This window comes from Pseudomonas sp. JR33AA (assembly GCF_021378985.1).
GTDB lineage: Bacteria > Pseudomonadota > Gammaproteobacteria > Pseudomonadales > Pseudomonadaceae > Aquipseudomonas > Aquipseudomonas alloputida.
The window spans coordinates 23,847-45,029 of sequence record NZ_JAJSAW010000005.1; the positions used below are offsets into that span (position 1 = coordinate 23,847).

A 21,183-nucleotide genomic window follows, 5' to 3' on the forward strand; every position below is an offset into this window, starting at 1 on the left:
CGATGCCGCTGGTGACATTCCTGCCGCATGAGAAGTTCTGCCCCGAGGGGCTGACCGTGGAGGTGGCGCCTGGGACCAACATCCTGGAATTGGCCCACGACCACCACATCGAGATGGAAAGCGCTTGCGGCGGCGTCAAGGCTTGTACCACTTGCCACTGCATCGTGCGCAAGGGCTTCGATTCGCTCGAAGAGGCTGACGAGCTGGAAGAGGACATGCTGGACAAAGCCTGGGGCCTGGAAGCGCAATCGCGCCTGGGTTGCCAGGTTTTCGTCGCTGACGAAGACCTGACCATCGAGATCCCCAAGTATTCGCTCAACCATGCTGCCGAAGCACCGCACTGAGGGCCTGTACATGAGTCTGAAATGGGTTGATGTACTTGAGATCGCAATCCAGCTTGCAGAAAGCAAGCCTGAGGTCGATCCTCGCTATGTGAATTTCGTGGACCTGCACCGTTGGGTGCTGGCATTGCCAGAGTTCAGCGACGATCCGTCCCGCGGCGGTGAGAAAGTGCTCGAGGCAATCCAGGCCGCCTGGATCGACGAAGCCGACTAAGCGTCACTTGCAGGTTAGGCAATCCCCCGGAACCCGCGTATAATTCGCGGGTTTAATTTTTCGTAACACTCATATTCTGGAGTTTTCCATGGCTGTTCAACGTACTTTCTCCATCATCAAGCCTGACGCTGTTGCCAAAAACGTCATCGGCAAGATCACCACTCGCTTCGAAGAAGCCGGCCTGAAAATCGTTGCCTCGAAAATGAAGCAACTGTCCAAAGCCGAAGCCGAAGGCTTCTACGCTGAGCACAGCGAGCGCGGCTTCTTCGCTGACCTGGTTGCCTTCATGACTTCCGGTCCGGTCGTTGTCCAGGTTCTGGAAGGCGAGAACGCCATTGCCAAGAACCGTGAGCTGATGGGCGCTACCAACCCTAAAGAAGCTGCTGCCGGCACCATCCGCGCTGACTTCGCCGAGTCGATCGACGCCAACGCCGTTCACGGTTCGGACTCCGAAGCTGCTGCTGCTCGCGAAATCGCTTACTTCTTCGCTGCTACCGAGGTAACCACTCGCTAAGCGAAAGCTTACGGGTGAGGGTGAATCCATGACGACATCTACTGGCAAAATCAACCTGTTGGGTCTGACCCAGCCGGAAATGGAACAATTCTTCGACTCTATCGGGGAAAAGCGCTTCCGTGCCGGCCAGGTGATGAAATGGATTCACCATTTTGGCGTGTCCGACTTTGCGGCCATGACCAACGTAGGCAAGGTCTTGCGCGAAAAGCTCGAGGCCGTTGCCGAAATACGCCCACCGGAAGTGGTCAGTGAAGACATTTCCGCCGACGGCACCCGTAAATGGGTGATCCGCGTTGCCTCCGGCAGCTGCGTCGAGACCGTCTATATCCCAACCGACGACCGCGGCACCCTGTGCGTATCGTCGCAAGCCGGCTGTGCCCTGGACTGCAGCTTCTGCTCCACCGGCAAGCAAGGCTTCAACAGCAACCTCACTGCCGCCGAAGTGATCGGCCAGGTGTGGCTTGCCAACAAATCCTTCGGGACCGTTCCTGCCAAAGTCGACCGCGCGATTACCAACGTGGTCATGATGGGCATGGGCGAGCCCTTGCTGAACTTCGACAACGTCATTGCCGCCATGAAAATCATGATGGATGACCTTGGCTATGGCATTTCCAAGCGTCGTGTCACCTTGTCCACCTCGGGCGTGGTGCCGATGATCGACGAGCTGGCCAAGCACATCGACGTGTCGCTGGCGCTGTCGCTGCATGCGCCGAACGATGAGCTGCGCAACAAGCTGGTGCCGATCAACAAGAAGTACCCGCTGAAGATGCTGCTGGAATCGTGCATGGGCTACATGTCCACCTTGGGCGGCAAGCGCGTGCTCACCGTCGAGTACACCCTGCTCAAGGACGTCAACGACCAGCCCGAGCATGCCGCGCAGATGATCGAACTGTTGCGCGATGTGCCCTGCAAGATCAACCTGATCCCGTTCAACCCGTTCCCGCATTCGGGCTACGAGCGACCGAGCAACAACGCCATTCGTCGCTTCCAGGATCTGCTGCACCACGGTGGCTTCAACGTCACCACCCGTACCACGCGCGGCGACGACATCGACGCGGCCTGTGGCCAGCTGGTCGGCCAGGTCAATGACCGTACTCGCCGCAGTGAGCGCTATATCGCAGTTCGCCAGCTTTCTGCGGACGTCGAACTGCCAGACAGCGCCGCCAGCCACTGACAGGTACCTTGCCCATGAGCCTGCGCGCCGCGCTGTCGATCCTTGCGCTTTTGCTGCTGGCCGGCTGCGTGTCGGGCGGCGCGAGCGACCCCTTGGCCAGCCGCCAGGGCAGGGTGGAGGCGGGGCGGGCTTATGTGCAGCTTGGCCTGGGTTATTTGCAACAAGGTTTGACCGAACAGGCCAAGGCGCCGCTGGGAAAGGCCCTGGCGCTGAATGACCAGGATGTCGATGCGCACGCCGCCCTGGCGGTAGTGTTTCAAGCCGAAGGCGAGCCGCCGCTGGCCGAAGCACACTTTCGCAAGGCCTTGCTGATAAGCCGTGGTGACACGCGAATTCGCAACAATTACGGCAGTTTCCTTTATGCTCAGGGGCGATTTGCCGAGGCCAAGCAGATGTTTCGCCTGGCCAGTGCCGATACCCTGTATCCTGAGCGCTCACGCGTGTACGAGAATCTGGGCCTGACCGCCCTGAGGCTCGAACGCCGCGATCAGGCGCACGCGTATTTGTTGAAAGCGTTGCAACTCAACCAGCGGCAACCAAAAGCGTTGCTGGAAATGGCTGAGTTGTCCTACGAAAACAGGCATTATGTGCCGGCCCGGGACTACTACGATCGTTTCAGCCAGTTGAGCGACCACGACGCCCGTAGCCTGCTGCTGGGCAGCCGCCTTGCCAGGGTGTTCGACGAGCAGGGCGCACTGGCCGAATTGGGCCAGCAATTACAACGACTTTATCCCGGTACGCCGGAATACCAGCAATACCTGTCGGAGCAACGATGAACGCCGCGCACCCCGAAGTAGCAGTAGCGCCTGGCCAGAACCCCGGTGAGCTTTTGCGCCTGGCCCGTGAGAAACGGGACTGGTCTCAAGCCGAGGTGGCCCGCAAGCTCAACCTCACTGTCAGTTCGTTGAACCACGTGGAAACCGGCGCCTTCGACAAGCTGCCCGGGCATACTTTTGCGCGTGGCTACATTCGTGCCTACGCCAAGCTGATGGACCTCGACCAGGCCGCCCTGGTAGACGCCTTCGACCGTTACACAGGTACCCACGCCAAAGGCAGCGAGGTGCATTCGCTGGGCCGTATCGAAGAGCCTGTGCGTCTGTCGCACAACATCCTGCGCGGCGTCAGCCTGGTGTTGCTGGTGGCTGTGGTCGGTGGTGGCTTTTTCTGGTGGCAGGACCAGGGCAGCCTGCGGGGCAAGGACCTGGCCAAGATTGCCCTGGAGCACGTCGAGGTCGAAAGCGCCGACGGCACCACACAGATTCACCCGCTCGATGAGCCGGAAGACCAGGCCGTTTCCGCTGGCCAGCAGCCTGAAAGTGCGCCGCTGGCGCTGGAGCAGGGCGCTGCCGAGCAGCCTGCTGCCGCTGAACAAGCGCCGCTAAGCTCGCAGGCCACCTTTGCCGCAGCGCCTGCTCCAGCACAGCAAGCGCCTGTGCAACCCGCACCTGCTGCTTCGCCTGCACCTGTTACTGCTCCGGTACAGGCCTCTGCTGCACCTGCGCCTGCACCGGTCGTGGCGGCCGCCGAGCCTGCCGCGGTGCCCGCTGGCAGCGCCAAGGTCGCCATCCAGTTCACCGCCGATTGCTGGACCCAGGTCAGCGACGGCAACGGCAAGGTGCTGTTCAGCGCCATCAAGCGCAAGGGGGACAACCTCGAGCTGACCGGCAAGCCGCCATTCGCGGTACGCCTGGGCTTTGCCCGGGGCGCCCAGGTCAGCTACAACGGCCAGGCCGTCGATGTTGCCCCGTTCACCAGTGGCGAGACTGCTCGCCTGAAGTTGGGACAGTAAGTCATGCACGGCGAATCTCCGATCAAACGTCGCGAATCCCGCAAAATCTGGGTTGGCAATGTGCCGGTGGGCGGTGATGCGCCCATCGCGGTGCAGAGCATGACCAACACCGACACCAACGATGTCGCTGCTACCGTGGCGCAAATCCAGCGTCTGGTCGATGCCGGCGTGGACATCGTGCGCGTCTCGGTGCCGGACATGGACGCCGCCGAAGCGTTTGGCAAGATCAAGCAACGGGTCAGCGTGCCGCTGGTCGCCGACATCCATTTCGACTACAAGATCGCCCTGCGCGTTGCCGAACTGGGCGTTGATTGCCTGCGGATCAACCCGGGCAACATCGGCCGGGAAGACCGTGTGCGCGCCGTGGTCGATGCCGCCCGCGACCGTGGCATTCCGATTCGTATCGGGGTCAACGCCGGTTCGCTGGAAAAAGACCTGCAGAAAAAGTACGGCGAACCGACCCCGGCCGCACTGGTCGAGTCGGCCCTGCGCCATGTCGAGCATCTCGACCGCCTGGATTTCCAGGACTTCAAGGTCAGCGTCAAGGCCTCGGACGTGTTCATGGCTGTCGAAGCCTACCGTCTGCTGGCCAAGCAGATCGTACAACCGCTGCACTTGGGCATCACTGAAGCCGGTGGCCTGCGTTCGGGGACGGTGAAGTCCGCCGTCGGCCTCGGTATGCTGCTGGCCGAGGGTATTGGCGATACCATCCGCATCTCGCTGGCGGCCGACCCGGTCGAAGAAGTGAAAGTGGGCTACGACATCCTCAAGTCGCTGCATCTACGTTCGCGTGGCATCAACTTCATCGCCTGCCCGAGCTGCTCGCGGCAGAACTTCGATGTGGTCAAGACCATGAACGAGCTGGAAGGGCGCCTGGAGGACCTGCTGGTACCGCTGGATGTGGCGGTGATCGGTTGCGTGGTCAACGGCCCCGGTGAAGCCAAGGAAGCCCATGTAGGGTTGACCGGCGGCACGCCGAACCTGATCTACATCGACGGCAAGCCTGCGCAGAAACTGACCAATGACAACCTGGTCGATGAGCTGGAAAAGCTCATCCGCCAGAAAGCGGCCGAAAAGGCCGAAGCCGACGCGGCGCTGATCGTCCGTGGCTGACACACCGAATTCGTAAGGACTTTTCGTGAGCAAATCGCTGCAAGCCATCCGTGGCATGAACGACATCCTGCCAGAACAGTCGCCGCTGTGGCGCTACTTCGAAGGCACCGTGGCCGGCCTGCTGGACACCTACGGGTACAGCCAGATCCGCACGCCGATCGTCGAGTTCACCGAGCTGTTCAAACGCTCGATCGGTGAAGTGACCGACATCGTCGAAAAAGAGATGTACACCTTCGAGGACCGCAACGGCGATTCGCTGACCCTGCGCCCTGAAGGCACCGCGGCCTGCGTGCGAGCGGTGCTCGAGCACGGCATCACCGGCAACGGTCAGGTGCAGAAGCTGTGGTACATCGGCCAGATGTTCCGCCACGAGCGCCCACAGAAGGGCCGCTACCGTCAGTTCCACCAGATTGGCGTGGAAGTGTTCAACCTGGACGGCCCGGACATCGATGCCGAGCTGATCATGCTGACCTGGCGCCTGTGGGGCCTGCTGGGCATCCAGGACGCGGTCAAGCTGGAGCTCAATAGCCTGGGCACCAGTGAAGCCCGCGCACGCTACCGAGACGCGCTGGTCGAGTTCCTCTCGGCGCGCCTGGAGCAGTTGGACGAAGACAGCCAGCGCCGTCTGAAGAGCAACCCGCTGCGCATCCTCGACAGCAAAGACCAGAACACCCAGGCGGTGCTGGTTGGGGCGCCGAAGCTGGAAGACTACCTGGACGAAGCGTCGCGCGTGCACTTCGAAGGCCTCAAGGCCCGCCTGGACGCTGCCGGTATTCCGTTCGTGATCAACACCAAGCTGGTACGTGGCCTGGACTATTACAGCAAGACCGTGTTCGAGTGGGTAACCGACAAGCTCGGCGCCCAGGGCACGGTGTGCGCCGGTGGCCGTTACGACGGCCTGGTCGAGCAGATGGGTGGCAAGCCGACCACTGGCGTTGGTTTCGCCATGGGCATCGAGCGCCTGATCCTGCTGTTGGAAACCCTGGGCAAGGTGCCGGAGTCCATCAACCGCCAGATCGACGTTTACCTGTGCGCCTTTGGCGAGCAGGCGGAACTGGCTGGCCTGCGCCTGTCCGAAGGCCTGCGCGACCGCTTGCCGGGCCTGCGCCTGGCCGTCAACGCCGGTGGTGGCAGCTTCAAGAGCCAGTTCAAGAAAGCCGACAAGAGCGGTGCACTGTTCGCCCTGATCCTCGGCGACGACGAGCTGGCCAAGCAAGAGATCGGCGTGAAGCCCCTGCGTGGCCAGGGCGAACAACAGAACATTGCCTGGGATGCTCTTGCAGAGCACCTGGAAACCGCGATCGCGCAGGCGTAACGCGGTTCAACAAGCGAATAGGCGAAAAGGAGTATTGGGGTGTCGAGTACCGATGATGATGACCTGGCAGGGGTCAAGGACTGGTGGAACCGCAACGGCAAGCCGCTGCTGACCGGTGCATTGCTGGCTGGCGTGGTGGTGTTGGGCTGGAATACCTGGCACAAGTACCAGAGCAACCAGTCGCAAGGTGCCTCGCAGTTGTATCAGGCACTGATTGAAACCAGCCTGACACCGACCGGCCAACCGGACGCCACCAAGGTCGCGGAACTGGCCGGCAAGCTCAAGAGCGAGTTTGGCGGCACCGCTTACGCCCAGTACGGCAGCCTGTTCGTGGCCAAGGTCGCGGTCGACAGCGGCAAGCTCGATGACGCCGCAGCCGAGCTGAAAAGCGTGCTGGACAAACCGGCCGACGTTACCCTGGGCGAGATTTCGCGTCAGCGTCTGGCGCGCGTACTGGCAGCCCAGAACAAGGCCGAGGATGCCCTCAAGTTGCTCGACGGCGACGCCGACAAAGCCTTCCTGGCTAGCCGTGAAGAGTTGAAGGGTGACCTGCTGGTGCAGCTGGGTCGCGCCGACGACGCACACAGCGCTTACGAAAAAGCCAAGGCTGCGCTGTCCGATGACGCGGCGGTCGGTGGCCTGCAATTGAAGCTGGATGACCTGGCTAAAGGGGACGCGTAAGTGATCGGTTGGAAACATGCAGCAGTGCTGACCCTGGCCGTACTGGCCGCAGGTTGCAGCAGCAACAGCAAGAAGGAACTGCCCCCGGCCGAGCTGACCAAGTTCACCGAGGAAGTGGTGCTGAAGAAGCAGTGGAGCCGTTCGATCGGTGACGGCCAGGGTGAAACCTACAACACCCTGGTACCGGCCATCGAGAACGACCGCATCTACGCTTCCGACGTCAACGGCGAAGTCTTTGCCCTTGATCGCATCACCGGTGACGTGGTGTGGAAGAAGGACCTGGAGCTGCAGGTTTCCGGCGCAGTTGGCGTAGGTTATGGCCTGGTCATGCTCGGTACCCTCAAGGGTGAAGTCATTGCCCTGGACTCCAGCACCGGTGAGGAGCGTTGGCGCTCGCGCGTGACCAGCGAAGTGCTGGCCCCGCCTGCCAACAACGGTGACGTGGTAGTGGTGCAGACCCAGGACGACCGCCTGATCGGTCTGGATGCCGCCACTGGCGACCGCCGTTGGATCTACGAAAACTCCCCGGCCGTGCTGACGCTGCGTGGCACCGGTGCGCCAATCGCCACCAACCGCCTGGCTGTTGCCGGCCTGTCTACCGGCAAAGTGGTCGCGGTTGACATCAACAACGGTGTGCCGGTGTGGGAAAGCCGCGTGGCCATCCCGAAGGGCCGTTCCGAGCTGGACCGTGTGGTTGATATCGACGGCGGCTTGCTGCTGTCTGGTGGTACCCTGTACGTCAGCACCTACCAGGGCCGTGTAGCGGGCCTGGACCTGGAAAGCGGCCGCGAGCTGTGGCAGCGCGATGCTTCCAGCTATGTGGGTGTCGCTCAGGGCTTCGGTAACGTCTACGTCAGCGAAGCCTCGGGTACCGTGGAAGGTGTGGATGAGCGCTCTTCCAGTGCCCTGTGGAGCAACGACAGCATGGCTCGCCGCCAGTTGACCGCCCCTGAAGTGTTCAGCAGCTACGTGGCCGTGGGTGACTTTGAAGGTTACCTGCACCTGCTGAGCCAGGTGGATGGCCGCTTCGTCGGCCGTGAGCGTATCGACAGCGATGGCCTGCGCGCCCGCCCACTTGTGGTCGGTGACACCATCTATGTCTTCGGCAACAGCGGCAAGCTCGAGGCACTGACCATCCGCTGAAGCTATGCTTGAAGCCTTGGCGGGCTTCAAGCCGCGGCGTAGGACACGCCGCCCAAACTCCGGCCGCTGCCTTGCAGCGGCCTTTGCATTTTCAAGAATTCGAGAGTGGAGAGCCGATGGTTCCCGTAATTGCCCTGGTGGGCCGCCCGAACGTCGGCAAATCCACCATGTTCAACCGCCTGACCAAGACCCGCGATGCCATCGTCGGTGACCTGTCGGGCCTGACCCGTGACCGCCAGTATGGTGATGCCAGCTGGCAGGGTCGTTCCTTCATCCTGATCGACACCGGTGGTATCACCGGTGACGAAGTGGGCATGGACGAAAAAATGGCCGAGCAGTCGCTCATGGCCATCGAAGAAGCCGACTTCGTGCTGTTCCTGGTGGATGCCCGAGCGGGCATGACCGCAGCAGACCAGATGATTGCCGAGCACCTGCGCAAGCGGAACAAGGCCGCGATCCTGGTTGCCAACAAGATCGACAACATCGACCCCGATGTTGCCCGCGCCGAATTCTCGCCAATGGGCATGGGTAACGCCATCCCTGTGGCGGGCTCCCAGGGCCGTGGTATCAACGCCCTGATGGAAACCGTGCTCGGTCACCTGCCGCGTGATGCCGAAGACGAAGCCCTCGAACAGGACGTCGCTGAAGGTGAGGAAGCCGTGCGCATTCCTGGCCCAAGCGAGAAGGATGGCATCAAGATCGCCATCATCGGCCGCCCGAACGTTGGCAAGTCGACGCTGGTCAACCGCATGCTCGGCGAAGAGCGTGTGGTGGTCTACGACGAGCCGGGCACCACCCGTGACAGTATCTACATCCCGTTCGAGCGCGATGGCGAGAAGTACACCTTCATCGACACCGCCGGGGTGCGCAAGCGTGGCAAGATCCACGAGGAAGTCGAGAAGTTCTCGGTGGTGAAGACGCTGCAGGCGATCAAGGATGCCAACGTCGTCATCTTCGTCATGGACGCCCGCGAAGGCGTGGTCGACCATGACCTGAACCTGCTGGGCTTCGCCCTTGAAGCCGGTCGCGCCATCGTCATTGCCCTGAACAAGTGGGATGGCATGGAGCCGGGTGAGCGCGCCTACGTGAAGACCGAGCTGGAGCGCCGGCTGTTCTTCGTTGATTTTGCTGACATCCACTTTATTTCTGCGCTGCACGGCACGGGCGTGGGCAACCTGTACAAGTCGGTGCAGGCTGCGTTCCAGTCCGCGGTCACCCGCTGGCCGACCAGCCGCCTGACGCAGATCCTCGAAGATGCCGTGAGCGAGCACCAGCCGCCGATGGTCAATGGTCGCCGCATCAAGCTGCGCTATGCCCACCTCGGCGGTGCCAACCCGCCGCTCATCGTAATCCACGGCAACCAGACCGACAGCATTCCCAAGTCGTACTCGCGTTACCTGGAAAACACCTATCGCCGGGTGCTCAAGTTGGTCGGTACGCCGATTCGTATCGAGTACAAGGGCGGCGAGAACCCGTACGAGGGCAAGAAGAACACCCTTACCGATCGCCAGGTCAACAAGAAACGCCGCCTGATGTCGCACCACAAGAAGGCCGAGAAGAAGCGTCGCGACAAACGCTAAGCAGCGCCATGTGGGGGCGGGTAAGGCTGCCCCCACAGACGCCCTTTGATCCAGAGCAATCCCCCTCTTGTTTCAACCTTTTTCCTGACCGCTCGATCCGCTATGCTCGGACTCCACCCCGTGCCGGATATACCCCAGGAAAGAGGGCTCCATGATCCGCAGCAAACTGCCGAATGTCGGCACGACCATCTTCACCACCATGTCCCAGCTCGCCGTGCAGACTGGCGCGCTGAACCTGTCCCAGGGTTTTCCTGACTTCAATGGCCCGCAGGCCCTGCTCGATGCAGTGGGCCGGCATGTGGCTGCCGGGCATAACCAGTATTCGCCGATGACCGGCCTTCCGGCCTTGCGCCAGCAGGTAGCGGCCAAGGTCGAGCGGCTGTATGGGGCCAGGGTGGATGCCGATCAGGAAGTGACTATCACCCCCGGCGCCACCGAGGCTATTTTCTGTGCCATCCAGGCGGTGGTGCATGCCGGTGACGAAGTGATCGTCTTCGATCCCTGCTACGACAGTTACGAGCCGTCCGTGGAACTGGCCGGAGGTCGCTGTGTACATGTGCAGTTGAGCGACGGCGACTTCCGTATCGACTGGCAGACATTCAGCGATGCCTTGAGCCCGCGCACGCGCATGGTCATCCTCAACTCGCCACACAACCCCAGCGGTGCGTTGATCACCCGCGAAGACCTGGACCAGTTGGCCGCACTTGTTGCCGACCGCGATATCTACCTGGTCAGCGATGAAGTGTACGAGCACCTGGTCTACGACGGCGTACGCCACGCCAGTGTGCTGGCCCATGAGCAGTTGTACTCGCGTGCCTTCGTGGTCAGTTCCTTCGGCAAGACTTACCACGTTACCGGCTGGAAGACCGGGTACGTGATCGCTCCGCCAGCCCTGAGCACCGAGCTGCGCAAAGTGCACCAGTACGTCAACTTCTGTGGCGTGACGCCGCTGCAGTGTGCCTTGGCCGACTTCATGGCCGGGCACCCCGAGCATATTGATGGGTTGCCAGCCTTTTACCAGGCCAAGCGCGACCTGTTTTGCGGTTTGCTGGAAGGCTCGCGTTTCAACTTTACCCGGACAACGGGCACTTATTTCCAGTTGGTGGACTATTCGCGAATCCGTCCGGACCTGAACGATGTCGACATGTCGCTGTGGCTTACCCGCGAACATGGCGTGGCAACCATCCCGGTATCGGTGTTCTACCAGCAACCCATCCCCGAGCAACGCCTGGTGCGCCTGTGCTTTGCCAAACGAGAGGAGACGCTGCGTCAGGCAGCGGAAAGACTATGCGCGATCTGAGTACACTGCCGAACCTGAAAGTCGCCCTGGTGCAAACCACCTTGGCCTGGCACGACCGCGAGGCCAACTATGCGCACTTCGAGGTGCTGCTGGAGCAGGTGGGCGAGGTTGACCTGGTGATCCTGCCGGAAATGTTTACCACCGGTTTTTCGATGCAGTCGGAAAGCCTGTGCGAGCCAGAGAACGGTCCGACCTACAAATGGCTGAAGGCACAGGCCAAGAAGCACAACGCGGTGATTACCGGCAGTGTGATCATCCAGGCCGCCGACGGCAGCCACCGCAACCGCCTGTTGTGGGCGCGACCGGACGGCGAGATTCTGCACTACGACAAGCGCCACCTGTTCCGCATGGCCGGTGAGCACAAACATTACACCCCAGGCGAGCGGCAGGTGCAGTTCGAGGTCAAGGGCTGGCGGATTCGCCCGCTGATCTGCTACGACCTGCGCTTCCCCGTGTGGAGCCGGGACGCCCAGGACACCGACCTGCTGTTGTACACCGCCAACTGGCCGGCTGCGCGCCGCCAGCACTGGAACCGCTTGCTGCCGGCGCGGGGTATCGAAAACCTGTGCTATGTGGCAGCGGTGAACCGGGTGGGCACGGACGGTAAAGGCTTTGCTTACTCAGGTGACAGCCAGGTACTGGATTTCCAGGGTGAGAGCCTGCTCAGTGCCGGGGAGGCGGACGGGGTGTTCACTGCCGTACTGAGCGCGGCCGAATTGGCGGCGTACCGGGCCAAGTTCCCGGCCAACCTGGATGCCGATACCTTCGAGCTGCACTGACCGCAGGGGCGGCTTCTTCGCGGGTGAACCCGCGCCTAGGTGGACACAGGTTGGTGATTGGGCACAGGCCGTTGTGGTAGGAGCGGGTTCACCCGCGAAAGGGCCGGCCCTGCTGGCCAATTTCCACCAGTCGTTCATCGTTGCTGCCGCTACCGTATTCGCGGGTGAACCCGCTCCTACACGGATTGGTGGTGGACATAAATCGGCGATTGGACACAGACCATTGTAGGAGCGGGTTCACCCGTGAAAGGGCCGGCCCTGCTGGCCAATTTCCACCAGTCGTTCATCGTTGCTGCCGCGACCGTATTCGCGGGTGAACCCGCTCCTACACAGATTGGTGGTGGACATACGTCGGTGATTGGACACAGACCATTGTAGGAGCGGGTTCACCCGCGAAAGGGCCGGCCCTGCTGGCCTATTTCCACCCGCCGTTCACCGTTGCCACCACCACCGTATTCGCGGGTTGAATCGATTTGCGGTCAATACACATCCCGCCGATACCGCCCATCCTCGATCAGCTGCTGTACAGCAGCTTCACCCAGCATGCCTTTGAGCGCCGCATCCACCCCTGCCGCCATGCCTTGCAGGCTGCCGCAGACATACACGCAAGCCCCGTCGGCCACCCAGCGCTTGAAGTCCTCGGCCTGCTCCAGCATCACGTCCTGCACATACACCTTCTCGGCCTGATCGCGCGAGAACGCCAGGTCCAGCCGTGCCAGGTCGCCGCTGTCGAGCCAAGCTTGCAGCTCATCGCCACACAGCAAGTCATGCGCCCGATTACGCTCGCCGAACAACAGCCAGTTGCGCTGCTCACCGGTATTGACCCGCGCGCGCAACAGGCTGCGAAGGCCCGCCAGGCCAGTGCCGTTGCCGATCAGGATCATTGGCGCAGCTGCCTCAGGCAGATGGAAGCCACTGTTACGTCGCAGGCGCAGGCTAAGGGTGCCATTCATTGGCAGGTATTCGGTCAGCCAGCCAGAGCCCAAGCCAAGACTGCCGTCGGGGTGGCGTTCCTGGCGCACAATCAGCTCCAGCACACCATCGCTAGCGATCGAGGCGATGGAGTACTCGCGGCTGCCGATTGGCACCAGTGCATCGACCAGCGCTTGCGGCTGCAAGCCGATCAGGTGGTCACGGCGCGTCGGCAGCTGGCGGCCAGCGAGTGCCTGGGCAAGGGTTTCGCTCAGGCCATTCACCTGCACCTGGCTGCTGGCGTCCAGTGCCATGCCCTTGAGGAACGCGTCGATCCGTGGCTGCCCATTCAGCGGCAGTATTTCTACCAGATCGCCGGCTTCCCAGCTCGCAGGTTCTGCAGCCTGCAGGCCAAGCAGGTAAACCGGTTGACCTTGGCTGCCGGGGTTGAGCAGTTTGCGGCGCACCAGCGACCAGTTGGCAAAGGTTGGCGGCTGCCAGGCGGCCACCGGCTGGGCGCCGGTCAGTTGCGCCAGTTCCTGCTGCCACTGCTGCAGGGCGGCCTGGTCGGCGTTGTCCACTTCTACCGGGCTGAATGCACTGCTGGCACCGCGCTCGCCCAGCCACGCCTGGAGGCGACGAGCGAAACCGCAGAAGTGTGGGTACTGACGATCACCGAGGGCGAGCAGGGCATAGTTGAGGTTGTTCAGTGTCCAAGGCTGGCCGAGCACCTTGCGCTCGAAGGCGCGAGCGCTGTCGGGCGCTTCGCCGTCGCCGAAGGTACTCACCACGAAGAGCGCGCGATGGGCCTGGCGCAGGTCGTTTTCACCCAGCTCGCTAAGGGCGCGCACCTGCACTGGCAGGCCAGCTGCCTGCAGCTGTTCGGCGCTCTGCCAGGCCAGCTGTTCGGCAAAGCCACTCTGGCTGGCAAAGCCGATCAGCCAGCCGTCGCCATTGGCGCTGTTGGTGACGTTGCCACGGGCTGCACGCACCTGACGTTTCTTGCGGCGGCGGTCGAGGTACAGCAGCCAGCCGGTGACGAAAAACAACGGCATGGTGAGGCTGGCGATGGTGACGATGATGCGCCCCGGCAAGCCGAAGTATTCGCCGACGTGCAAGGCGTAAACACTCTGCAGCAGTTGCGCTTTGAAGGACTTGTCGGTGTAGCGGTCGTGCTTTTTAACCTGGCCGGTGGCCGGGTCAAGGACCAGGATATTGAAGGCGCGTGGGTGCGCAGCGTTGTCGAGCAGGTAGAACAGGTTGGCCGGCTGACCGCCAGCAGGCGGCAGGCGCAGGTTGTAGGTGGACAGGCCTGGGCCCGCGGCGTCCTTGAGGTTGGCCCAGATGGCGTCGTAGTCCACCACCAGCGGCGGTGCATTCCTGTCGACTTTCTGCGGCCCGTGCCGGCCACGGCCTTCACCACGTTTTTGCTGCTGGCCCGCAGCCGGCGCGTCGGCCAGCAGCTTGTTCAGGCCTTCTCGGTACCACTCATAGGACCAGAACAGCCCGGTCAGGGCGAACAGCAGATAGAACAGCAGGCACCAGGTGCCGGCAACGGCGTGCAGGTCCCAGTTGAAGGCGCGGCCTTTCTTGGCCCAGTCGAAGGTCAGCCAGGTACGCCAGTCCAGCGCTTTACGCGGCCAGCGCAGGTAAAGGCCGGACAGGCAGAAGAACACCAGCATCAGGGTGCAGGCCCCGGTGATTTGCCGGCCTGTATCGCCCATGGCGAGGAAGCGGTGCAGCTTGAGCATGAGGTTGAAAAAGCCTTGCCCGGCCGCTTCACCCTTGAGTTCGCCGGTGTACGGGTCGGCATAGCGCAGCTCGCCACGGCGTTCGCCCGGTGCGGGCATGAAGAAGATCCGTGCCGCGTTGCCTTCGCGCACGTCGACCCACAGCATCGACACCTTGTCGTGTTGCTGGGCTTCGACCCGTTTAACCAGCTCGGCCGGCGGCAGCACGCCTTCGGCGCGTACTTCTACCTTGAGTACATCGGCATTGAATGCGCGCAGCAGTTCTTCCTGGAACGAGTACAGTGCCCCGGTAATGCCCATCAAGGCCAGCACCAGGCCAGCGGTGATGCCAAAGAACCAGTGCAATTGGAACAGCGTCTTCTTCACCACGTCTTTCACCTTGTGTTGCTGCCGCAGACTGCACGGCGTGCATTATGCCTTGATACGCAAAAGCCCCGCTCAATGAACGGGGCGGGGGTGGGCTTCTTTTGGTGGAAGCTTGTACCGGCCTCTTCGCGGGCTTGCCCGCGAAGAGGCCGCCACAGGAGCAGCCCTTCTAGCGGATCAACCCAATCCCGACATCAGAAGTGGACGCTGGTGGTCAACAGTGCAGTCCGCCCGGCTGCCTGGTTGGCGAAGTGGGTGGAGAAGGCCTTGTCGTAATACACCTCGTTGGTCAGATTCTGCACGTTCAGTTGCAGGTCGACGTTCTTGGTCAGCTTGTAGGCGGCCATGGCGTCGTAGCGTACATAGCTGTCGACCATGGTGGTGTTGGCCACGCTGCCGTACACGTCATCCACGTAGAACGCACCACCGCCAACGGTCAGCTTTGGCGTGATCGAGTACGTGGTCCACAGGCTGGCGCTGTTGTTCGGCGTGTTCGGCAGCTGATTGCCGTCGTTGGCCTTGCCCAGCGGGCCGCCGTCGATCTGGCGAGCCTGCATGTAGGTGTAGCCGGCGAATACCTGCCACTTGTCGGTGAGCTTGCCACTGGCGGACAGCTCGATACCCTGCACGCGAGTTTCGCCGACGTTCTCGTAGGTAGTGGTGTCCACCTGGACGCGGGCGTTTTCCTTCTCAGTACGGAACAGCGCCGCTGTCAGCGACAAGCGTTCGTCCAGTAAGTCCCACTTGGTACCGATTTCGTAGTTGGTGGTTTCTTCTGGTTCCAGGTCGCTGCCCAGAATATTGCCGCTGCGGTCGGTTGTACCTGGCAATGCGTTGGTCTCGGTACCTTCGCCGAGCATTGCGCCTGGCGGGGTCGCTGAGGTGGCGTAGGAAATATAGATGCTGCCGTTCTCGGCTGGCTTCCACACCAGGCCCAGCTGGCCCGTGAAGAATTCACTTTTGTCGCGACCTTTGGTGGGTTCGCCGTTCTTGGTCAAGACGGTTGCGCCGCTGGCGTCGTAGGTGCGGAACTTGGTATCGAAATGGTCGTAACGCAGGCCCATGTTCAGCAGCCATTGGGGTGTGAGCTCCAATGTGTCGAAGACATAGATCGCTCGGGTCTTGCCGCTGGTCTTGGTGCCGGCGTAGTTGCGCGAGACAGTGCCATCCCAGGTGTCGTCCGGGTTAGGGTCGCTCAGTGAGGTGCAGCTACCACCGTTGCCAGGCCCAGTGCAGGTGAGCTTGCTGTTTGGCGTGACCGTGTAGCTCTGGCGGTCGGACTCTTCCTTGGTGAGTTCGATACCGGTCGAGAAGTTGTTTTTGAAACCGCCGACGAAGAACTCGCCGAACAGGTCGGTCTGGTTGGTGGTGGTGGCGGTGTTACCCACGCGAGTGTTGGCACGACGCCATACACCGTTGTTGTTCACGTTGCCGGCACTGTCATCCGGCTGGGTCAGCACGTAGTCTTGCATGCTGTTGCCGTGACGTAGGGTGTTCTTGATGGTCAGCGAGTCTGTCAGGTCGTGCTCGATGGCGAAAGTGGCGATGTCCACGCGGCTCTTGCGGAAGTCGCGACCGGTCAAGCCATAGAAGTTGTCGCTGTCACCGCCATCGATCGGCTTGCTCGGGTGCGCCGAAGTACGGGCAGCGCTGCCAGCAACGGGGATGCTGTAAGGGATACCCGAATCCGGCAGGTCGTCGCTTTCCAGGTGGTAGTAGTCAAGGTTGACGCGGGTCGGAGTGCCCAGGCCAAAGGCCAGCGACGGGGCGATACCCCAGCGGTCGTAGTTGACCTTGTCGCGGCCGGCGACGTTGCTTTCGTGGGTCATCAGGTTCAGGCGACCGGCAACGGTATCGCTGAACTGGTAGTTGCCATCGAAGGTGTAGCGCTGGGTCTGGTCGCTGCCCCAGGTCCAGGCGCCGTCCAGCGAGTTGCCCAGATGCGCGCGCTTGCTTACCAGGTTGATGGTGCCGCCGGCCGCGCCGCGGCCACCGATGGCCGAGTTCGGCCCCTTGGCCACTTCGACAGATTCGATGGCGAAGATTTCGCGGGTTTGGGCGCCAGTGTCACGCACGCCGTCCAGGTAGGTATCGCCCTGGGCGTCGAAGCCGCGGATGAACGGGCGGTCGCCTTGTGGGTTGCCGCCTTCGCCGGCACCGAAGGTGATGCCGGGTACGGTGCGCAGGGCATCCTGCAGGGTCAGGGCGTTGGTGTCCTTGATCACTTGCTGCGGGATCACGGTTATCGAGCGCGGGGTGTCTACCAGCGGCGCGGTGTACTTCTGCGAGGCGGCCTTGTCCACCTTGTAATCGGTGCTGGCTTGTTCAGCCTTGCCGTTGACGCTGGTGGCATCGAGGGTGATGGCGCTGTTGGCGGCCGTATCGGCGGCATAGACCGACGAGGCACTCAGGGCGACACCGATGGCAGACACGATCAGGCGTGGCGAACTCACAGCAGATGGTACGTACTGGCGCATTGCAAAGAACCTTCCCCAAGGTATTGAGGCGGTGGATCTTAATGTAAGCAATTTTGACTAACAATTGAGACTCGTTACCATTCGTGAAGAATTTACAATCTTTACAATTTGTCTTTACGGTTTCATGCCGCTGAAACGTCTTAAGCGGCGAATAGGGCTTGTGTAGCGCAAAAGGGAATCAATATCATTGGCGTCTTTACATTTCCTGACGGTACTGCTGCCATGCTGCTTCACATCCCAGGCCTGTTCGACGCTGATGAGCTGGCCCGTATCCGCGAGGCGCTGGAGCGGGCCGACTGGGCAGATGGCAAGGTTACGGCGGGTTATCAGTCGGCCAAGGCCAAGCACAACCTGCAGTTGCCGGAGGGGCATGTGCTGGCCAAGGAAATCGGCAGTGCGTTGATCGATCGCCTGTGGAAATCACCACGCTTCATGTCGGCAGCCTTGCCGCACAAGGTGTTCCCGCCGCTGATCAATTGCTACCGCGAAGGCGGCAACTTCGGTTTCCATATCGACAACGCCCTGCGCCAGCCCAAGGGCAGCCCGGAGCGCGTGCGTACCGACCTGTCTTCCACGCTGTTCCTCAGCGACCCGGAAAGCTACGACGGCGGTGAGCTGGTTATTCAGGACACCTATGGCGTGCAGCAGGTCAAGCTGGCCGCCGGTGACATGGTGCTGTACCCCGGCACAAGCCTGCACAAGGTCAACCCCGTAACCCGTGGCCAACGCTATGCCGCATTCTTCTGGACCCAGAGCCTGGTGCGCGATGACAGCCAGCGGACGCTGCTGTTCGAGATGGACAACGCCATCCAGCAACTGACCGCCGATGTGCCGGACCATCCTTCGCTGTTGCAACTGACTGGCACCTACCATAACTTGCTGCGCCGCTGGGCTGAGGTCTGAGCCGTGTCCTACTTGCTGCGACGTGAGGAAGTGGTGGATGTGGCCGGCTTGCAGGCCATGCTCGAGGAAACCCCTGGCAAGGCTGCCCAGGCGATTCTGGCGGCAGCGGGGCAGGGCGCGGTCGCGGCGCAGTTGCTGCTGGGGCAGATCCTGCTGGATGGGCGTGGTATCCAGCAGGATGCCACCGTTGCCCGGCGTTGGTTCGGTATCGCTGCACAGGGTGGCAGTGCCATGGCGCACAACATGCTCGGGCGCTGCCTGGAGCATGGCTGGGGCGGCGAGGTGAGTTTGGCGCAGGCTGCTGTTCACTACGCCCGTGCGGCTGATGCCGGGTTGGACTGGGGCCTGTATAACCTGGGCAACCTGTTGGCGACCGGGCGTGGGGTGCCGGCCAATCAGGCGCAGGCGCTGATGTGCTACGAGAAGGCTGCGCAGCTGGGGCATGCCAAATCAATGAACCTGTATGGGCGTTACCTGGAGCAGGGCATAGCCACGGCGCCAAGCCCGGCGCGGGCGGTGCGCTGGTATCGGCGTTCGGCTGAGGCAGGGGATTTCCGGGGGATGTTCAGCCTGGCGCTGGTGCTGGTCGAGCGCGGGCAGTTGGCCGAGGCAGGGCAGTGGCTGGAGCAGGCGCGGGTTGAGGGGAACATGAATTTCCTGCGCGCTGCGTTGGTGACCTTGCAAGGGGCAGGGCCATTGTTGATAGCCTTTGCCGGGCGTTATGCCGAGGAGATCGAGCGGCGCGGTGATTGACGTCGCTGGTGTGGTCGCCTGCTCTGCCCCGACAAGCGCTGCCAGTTCGGCAACTTTTTCCAAATTGCCTATGGTATGCCCGCTTGGAATGGTGATAACCCATTTCAAGAGGGTTTGGCATTCATGTCGTACATCCAGGAACGTTCCTTCATCGCCACACTGTCCTCCACCACACCCGGGTATGAAGGCATTCTCGATTCGGTCGAGTCTGAAACCATTCCTGCCTCGCGTTGCAACAGCTGGCTGACCGTTTCGTCACCTTTGACTGTCGGTTCGCCGCAGCGCTTCTGGTTTGGCTATTACGAGGGCGAGAATCCGGGTTACCGGATCGTTACGGTGGAATCGGAAGACGGCGCATCCCACAGAGATTTTCTGGCCCTGAGTAGCGGAAATTATATTGGCTACTACGTGAGGGTAAAAAAACCGCTGTTGTGGCGCATATGGGTAAGTGGCAAAAAGCTGGAGGTGCCGGTGGTTGGCGTTTACTCAGGAGTGACGATCGCCGCAGTGGGTAGTGTGCCTATTGGCGTGCGGAACTGGCGAGCTTGGGAAGATTGGTATGTCAGCGCAGGTGCGCCGAACAAATTGATCATGCGGATGAATGTCAGCGAAGTGAACGTGCCAGGCTTCGACAGTTACAAAAACTTCCGACGCCGCTGAGTGCCCATGAAAAACGGGGCCTTGTGGCTAATGCCGATCAGTTGAGCGCTTTGGGGCTGCTGCGCAGCCCATCGCCGGCAAGCCGGGCTCCCACAGGTACGGCGCAAGCCTCAAGCATTGCGCTGTATCTGTGGGAGCCCGGCTTGCCGGCGATGGGCCGCAAAGCGGCCCCATGCATTACAGGTAGTAAGCCTTCAGCGGCGGGAAACCGTTGAATTCCACTGCGCTGTAGCTGGTGGTGTAGGCGCCGGTCGACAGCCAGTACAGGCGGTCACCGATGGCCAGGTTCAGCGGCAACCCGTACTTGTAGTTCTCGTACATGATGTCGGCGCTGTCGCAGGTCGGGCCGGCGATGACCACTTCCTCGGCTTCGCCCTTCTTCTCGGTCCAGATCGGGAACTTGATGGCTTCGTCCATGGTTTCGATCAGGCCGGAGAACTTGCCCACGTCGGTGTAGATCCAGCGCTCGACGGCGGTACGCGACTTGCGTGCGACCAGCACCACTTCGCTGACCAGGATACCGGAGTTGGCGATCAGCGAACGGCCAGGCTCGAGGATGATTTCCGGCAGTTCATCACCGAAGTCTTCCTTGAGGAAGCGGATGATTTCTTCGGCGTAGGTTTCCAGGCTGTTGGTACGGGTGATGTAGTTGGCCGGGAAGCCGCCACCCATGTTGATCAGCTTCAGTTCGATGCCGTCTTCTTCTTTCAGGCGTTCGAAGATCACCTTGACCTTGGCGATGGCGGCGTCCCACACGCTGATGTCGCGTTGCTGCGAACCCACGTGGAAGGAGATGCCATAAGGCACCAGGCCCAGGTCGCGGGCAAGGATCAGCAGGTCCATGGCCATGTCGGTCTGGCAGCCGAACTTGCGGGACAGTGGCCAGTCGGCAGTGGTGGAGCCTTCAGTCAGAATACGCACATACACTTTCGAGCCCGGTGCGGCCTTGGCGATGTTGCGCAGGTCGGCTTCCGAGTCGGTGGCGTACAGGCGCACCCCCTTCTCGTAGAAGTAGCGGATGTCCTTGGACTTCTTGATGGTGTTGCCGTAGCTGATACGGTCGGCGCTGACACCACGGCCCAGTACTTTGTCCAGCTCGTAGATCGAGGCGATGTCGAAGCTCGAACCTTTCTCCTTGAGCAGGTCGATGATTTCAACGGCCGGGTTGGCCTTGACCGCGTAGTAGACCTTGGCAAATTCGAAACCGGCGCGCAGGTCGTCGTACGCCTGGCTGATCATCTGGGTGTCGATGAGTACGAACGGGGTTTCCTGCTTGTCAGCGAACGCCTTCATTTTCTGGAAGGTTTCACGCGCGAAATAGTCTTCGACCTGGATCGACATGCTCAGGGACTCCATGGGCAAACTGAAAGATTAAGTGGCTGCAAACTGAACGTCCTCCGTATCCCCACTTTGGTTCG

19 protein-coding genes are annotated in these 21,183 nt (G+C 61.6%); 16 read left to right on the plus strand and 3 right to left on the minus strand.

Going from position 1 to position 21,183, the window contains the following annotated elements; translation table 11 throughout:
• The first annotated feature begins 2 nt into the window (after positions 1–2).
• The 13 genes from fdx to LVS58_RS10125 all read left to right on the plus strand — a co-directional run bounded on the left by fdx (position 3) and on the right by LVS58_RS10125 (position 11,943).
• Complete coding sequence (gene fdx / locus LVS58_RS10065) at positions 3–344, plus strand: ISC system 2Fe-2S type ferredoxin (RefSeq protein WP_233690948.1); 342 nt, start codon at positions 3–5, stop codon at positions 342–344.
• A 10-nt stretch (positions 345–354) separates the two neighbouring features.
• Complete coding sequence (gene iscX / locus LVS58_RS10070) at positions 355–555, plus strand: Fe-S cluster assembly protein IscX (RefSeq protein WP_003248529.1); 201 nt, start codon at positions 355–357, stop codon at positions 553–555.
• Between the two features lie 88 nt (positions 556–643).
• Complete coding sequence (ndk, locus tag LVS58_RS10075) at positions 644–1,069, plus strand: nucleoside-diphosphate kinase (RefSeq protein WP_108191799.1); 426 nt, start codon at positions 644–646, stop codon at positions 1,067–1,069.
• A 28-nt stretch (positions 1,070–1,097) separates the two neighbouring features.
• Positions 1,098–2,243 (plus strand): 23S rRNA (adenine(2503)-C(2))-methyltransferase RlmN, encoded by a 1,146-nt coding sequence (gene rlmN, locus LVS58_RS10080; protein ID WP_003248524.1) that lies wholly within the window; start codon positions 1,098–1,100, stop codon positions 2,241–2,243.
• Between the two features lie 14 nt (positions 2,244–2,257).
• Positions 2,258–3,019: a type IV pilus biogenesis/stability protein PilW gene (gene pilW, locus LVS58_RS10085; protein ID WP_233690949.1), complete on the plus strand. Its 762-nt coding sequence runs from the start codon at positions 2,258–2,260 to the stop codon at positions 3,017–3,019.
• Positions 3,016–4,032 (plus strand): RodZ domain-containing protein, encoded by a 1,017-nt coding sequence (locus LVS58_RS10090; RefSeq protein WP_233690950.1) that lies wholly within the window; start codon positions 3,016–3,018, stop codon positions 4,030–4,032. Before pilW ends, LVS58_RS10090 begins: the two co-directional genes overlap by 4 nt.
• A gap of 3 nt (positions 4,033–4,035) precedes the next feature.
• Positions 4,036–5,145: a flavodoxin-dependent (E)-4-hydroxy-3-methylbut-2-enyl-diphosphate synthase gene (gene ispG, locus LVS58_RS10095; protein WP_003248517.1), complete on the plus strand. Its 1,110-nt coding sequence runs from the start codon at positions 4,036–4,038 to the stop codon at positions 5,143–5,145.
• Between the two features lie 25 nt (positions 5,146–5,170).
• Positions 5,171–6,460, plus strand: a complete 1,290-nt coding sequence (gene hisS / locus LVS58_RS10100; RefSeq protein ID WP_233690951.1) for a histidine--tRNA ligase — start codon at positions 5,171–5,173, stop codon at positions 6,458–6,460.
• Between the two features lie 39 nt (positions 6,461–6,499).
• Positions 6,500–7,141: a tetratricopeptide repeat protein gene (locus LVS58_RS10105; RefSeq protein ID WP_233690952.1), complete on the plus strand. Its 642-nt coding sequence runs from the start codon at positions 6,500–6,502 to the stop codon at positions 7,139–7,141.
• On the plus strand, positions 7,142–8,284 hold the full coding sequence (bamB, locus tag LVS58_RS10110; RefSeq protein WP_003248513.1) for an outer membrane protein assembly factor BamB: 1,143 nt from the start codon (positions 7,142–7,144) through the stop codon (positions 8,282–8,284). It abuts the gene before it with no gap.
• A 116-nt stretch (positions 8,285–8,400) separates the two neighbouring features.
• The gene (gene der / locus LVS58_RS10115) at positions 8,401–9,864 is read left to right on the plus strand and encodes a ribosome biogenesis GTPase Der (protein ID WP_233690953.1); all 1,464 of its coding nucleotides are present in this window, start codon (positions 8,401–8,403) and stop codon (positions 9,862–9,864) included.
• A gap of 151 nt (positions 9,865–10,015) precedes the next feature.
• Positions 10,016–11,164, plus strand: a complete 1,149-nt coding sequence (locus LVS58_RS10120) for a pyridoxal phosphate-dependent aminotransferase (RefSeq protein WP_233690954.1) — start codon at positions 10,016–10,018, stop codon at positions 11,162–11,164.
• On the plus strand, positions 11,152–11,943 hold the full coding sequence (locus LVS58_RS10125; protein WP_003248510.1) for an amidohydrolase: 792 nt from the start codon (positions 11,152–11,154) through the stop codon (positions 11,941–11,943). Before LVS58_RS10120 ends, LVS58_RS10125 begins: the two co-directional genes overlap by 13 nt.
• Positions 11,944–12,422: 479 nt before the next feature.
• On the opposite strand, the gene LVS58_RS10130 is transcribed toward LVS58_RS10125, so the two are convergent.
• Together LVS58_RS10130 and LVS58_RS10135 are read right to left on the minus strand one after the other, a co-directional pair.
• Positions 12,423–14,975: a PepSY domain-containing protein gene (locus tag LVS58_RS10130; protein WP_233690955.1), complete on the minus strand. Its 2,553-nt coding sequence runs from the start codon at positions 14,973–14,975 to the stop codon at positions 12,423–12,425.
• Positions 14,976–15,166: 191 nt separating this feature from the next.
• Complete coding sequence (locus LVS58_RS10135) at positions 15,167–17,449, minus strand: TonB-dependent receptor (protein WP_233690956.1); 2,283 nt, start codon at positions 17,447–17,449, stop codon at positions 15,167–15,169.
• 222 nt (positions 17,450–17,671) lie between these two features.
• Between LVS58_RS10135 and LVS58_RS10140 the strand changes: the two genes are divergently transcribed.
• From LVS58_RS10140 to LVS58_RS10150, 3 genes are all read left to right on the plus strand, one after another.
• On the plus strand, positions 17,672–18,352 hold the full coding sequence (locus tag LVS58_RS10140; protein ID WP_233690957.1) for a Fe2+-dependent dioxygenase: 681 nt from the start codon (positions 17,672–17,674) through the stop codon (positions 18,350–18,352).
• 3 nt (positions 18,353–18,355) lie between these two features.
• On the plus strand, positions 18,356–19,105 hold the full coding sequence (locus LVS58_RS10145) for a tetratricopeptide repeat protein (protein WP_233690958.1): 750 nt from the start codon (positions 18,356–18,358) through the stop codon (positions 19,103–19,105).
• Between the two features lie 123 nt (positions 19,106–19,228).
• Positions 19,229–19,765 (plus strand): hypothetical protein, encoded by a 537-nt coding sequence (locus tag LVS58_RS10150; protein WP_233690959.1) that lies wholly within the window; start codon positions 19,229–19,231, stop codon positions 19,763–19,765.
• A 177-nt stretch (positions 19,766–19,942) separates the two neighbouring features.
• On the opposite strand, the gene LVS58_RS10155 is transcribed toward LVS58_RS10150, so the two are convergent.
• The gene (locus tag LVS58_RS10155; protein WP_233690960.1) at positions 19,943–21,106 is read right to left on the minus strand and encodes a type III PLP-dependent enzyme; all 1,164 of its coding nucleotides are present in this window, start codon (positions 21,104–21,106) and stop codon (positions 19,943–19,945) included.
• Between the last annotated feature and the right edge of the window lie 77 nt (positions 21,107–21,183).

What these genes read in the sequence shown, in the direction of transcription:
- ispG (WP_003248517.1), top strand. Translation starts at nt 4,036, where the DNA reads ATGCACGGCGAATCTCCGATCAAACGTCGCGAATCCCGCAAAATCTGG.
- fdx (WP_233690948.1), top strand. Translation starts at nt 3, where the DNA reads ATGCCGCTGGTGACATTCCTGCCGCATGAGAAGTTCTGCCCCGAGGGG.
- LVS58_RS10140 (WP_233690957.1), top strand. Translation starts at nt 17,672, where the DNA reads ATGCTGCTTCACATCCCAGGCCTGTTCGACGCTGATGAGCTGGCCCGT.
- LVS58_RS10155 (WP_233690960.1), bottom strand. Translation starts at nt 21,106, where the DNA reads ATGTCGATCCAGGTCGAAGACTATTTCGCGCGTGAAACCTTCCAGAAA.
- LVS58_RS10090 (WP_233690950.1), top strand. Translation starts at nt 3,016, where the DNA reads ATGAACGCCGCGCACCCCGAAGTAGCAGTAGCGCCTGGCCAGAACCCC.
- der (WP_233690953.1), top strand. Translation starts at nt 8,401, where the DNA reads ATGGTTCCCGTAATTGCCCTGGTGGGCCGCCCGAACGTCGGCAAATCC.
- ndk (WP_108191799.1), top strand. Translation starts at nt 644, where the DNA reads ATGGCTGTTCAACGTACTTTCTCCATCATCAAGCCTGACGCTGTTGCC.
- LVS58_RS10120 (WP_233690954.1), top strand. Translation starts at nt 10,016, where the DNA reads ATGATCCGCAGCAAACTGCCGAATGTCGGCACGACCATCTTCACCACC.
- LVS58_RS10150 (WP_233690959.1), top strand. Translation starts at nt 19,229, where the DNA reads ATGTCGTACATCCAGGAACGTTCCTTCATCGCCACACTGTCCTCCACC.
- iscX (WP_003248529.1), top strand. Translation starts at nt 355, where the DNA reads ATGAGTCTGAAATGGGTTGATGTACTTGAGATCGCAATCCAGCTTGCA.
- rlmN (WP_003248524.1), top strand. Translation starts at nt 1,098, where the DNA reads ATGACGACATCTACTGGCAAAATCAACCTGTTGGGTCTGACCCAGCCG.
- pilW (WP_233690949.1), top strand. Translation starts at nt 2,258, where the DNA reads ATGAGCCTGCGCGCCGCGCTGTCGATCCTTGCGCTTTTGCTGCTGGCC.
- LVS58_RS10135 (WP_233690956.1), bottom strand. Translation starts at nt 17,449, where the DNA reads ATGCGCCAGTACGTACCATCTGCTGTGAGTTCGCCACGCCTGATCGTG.
- LVS58_RS10125 (WP_003248510.1), top strand. Translation starts at nt 11,152, where the DNA reads ATGCGCGATCTGAGTACACTGCCGAACCTGAAAGTCGCCCTGGTGCAA.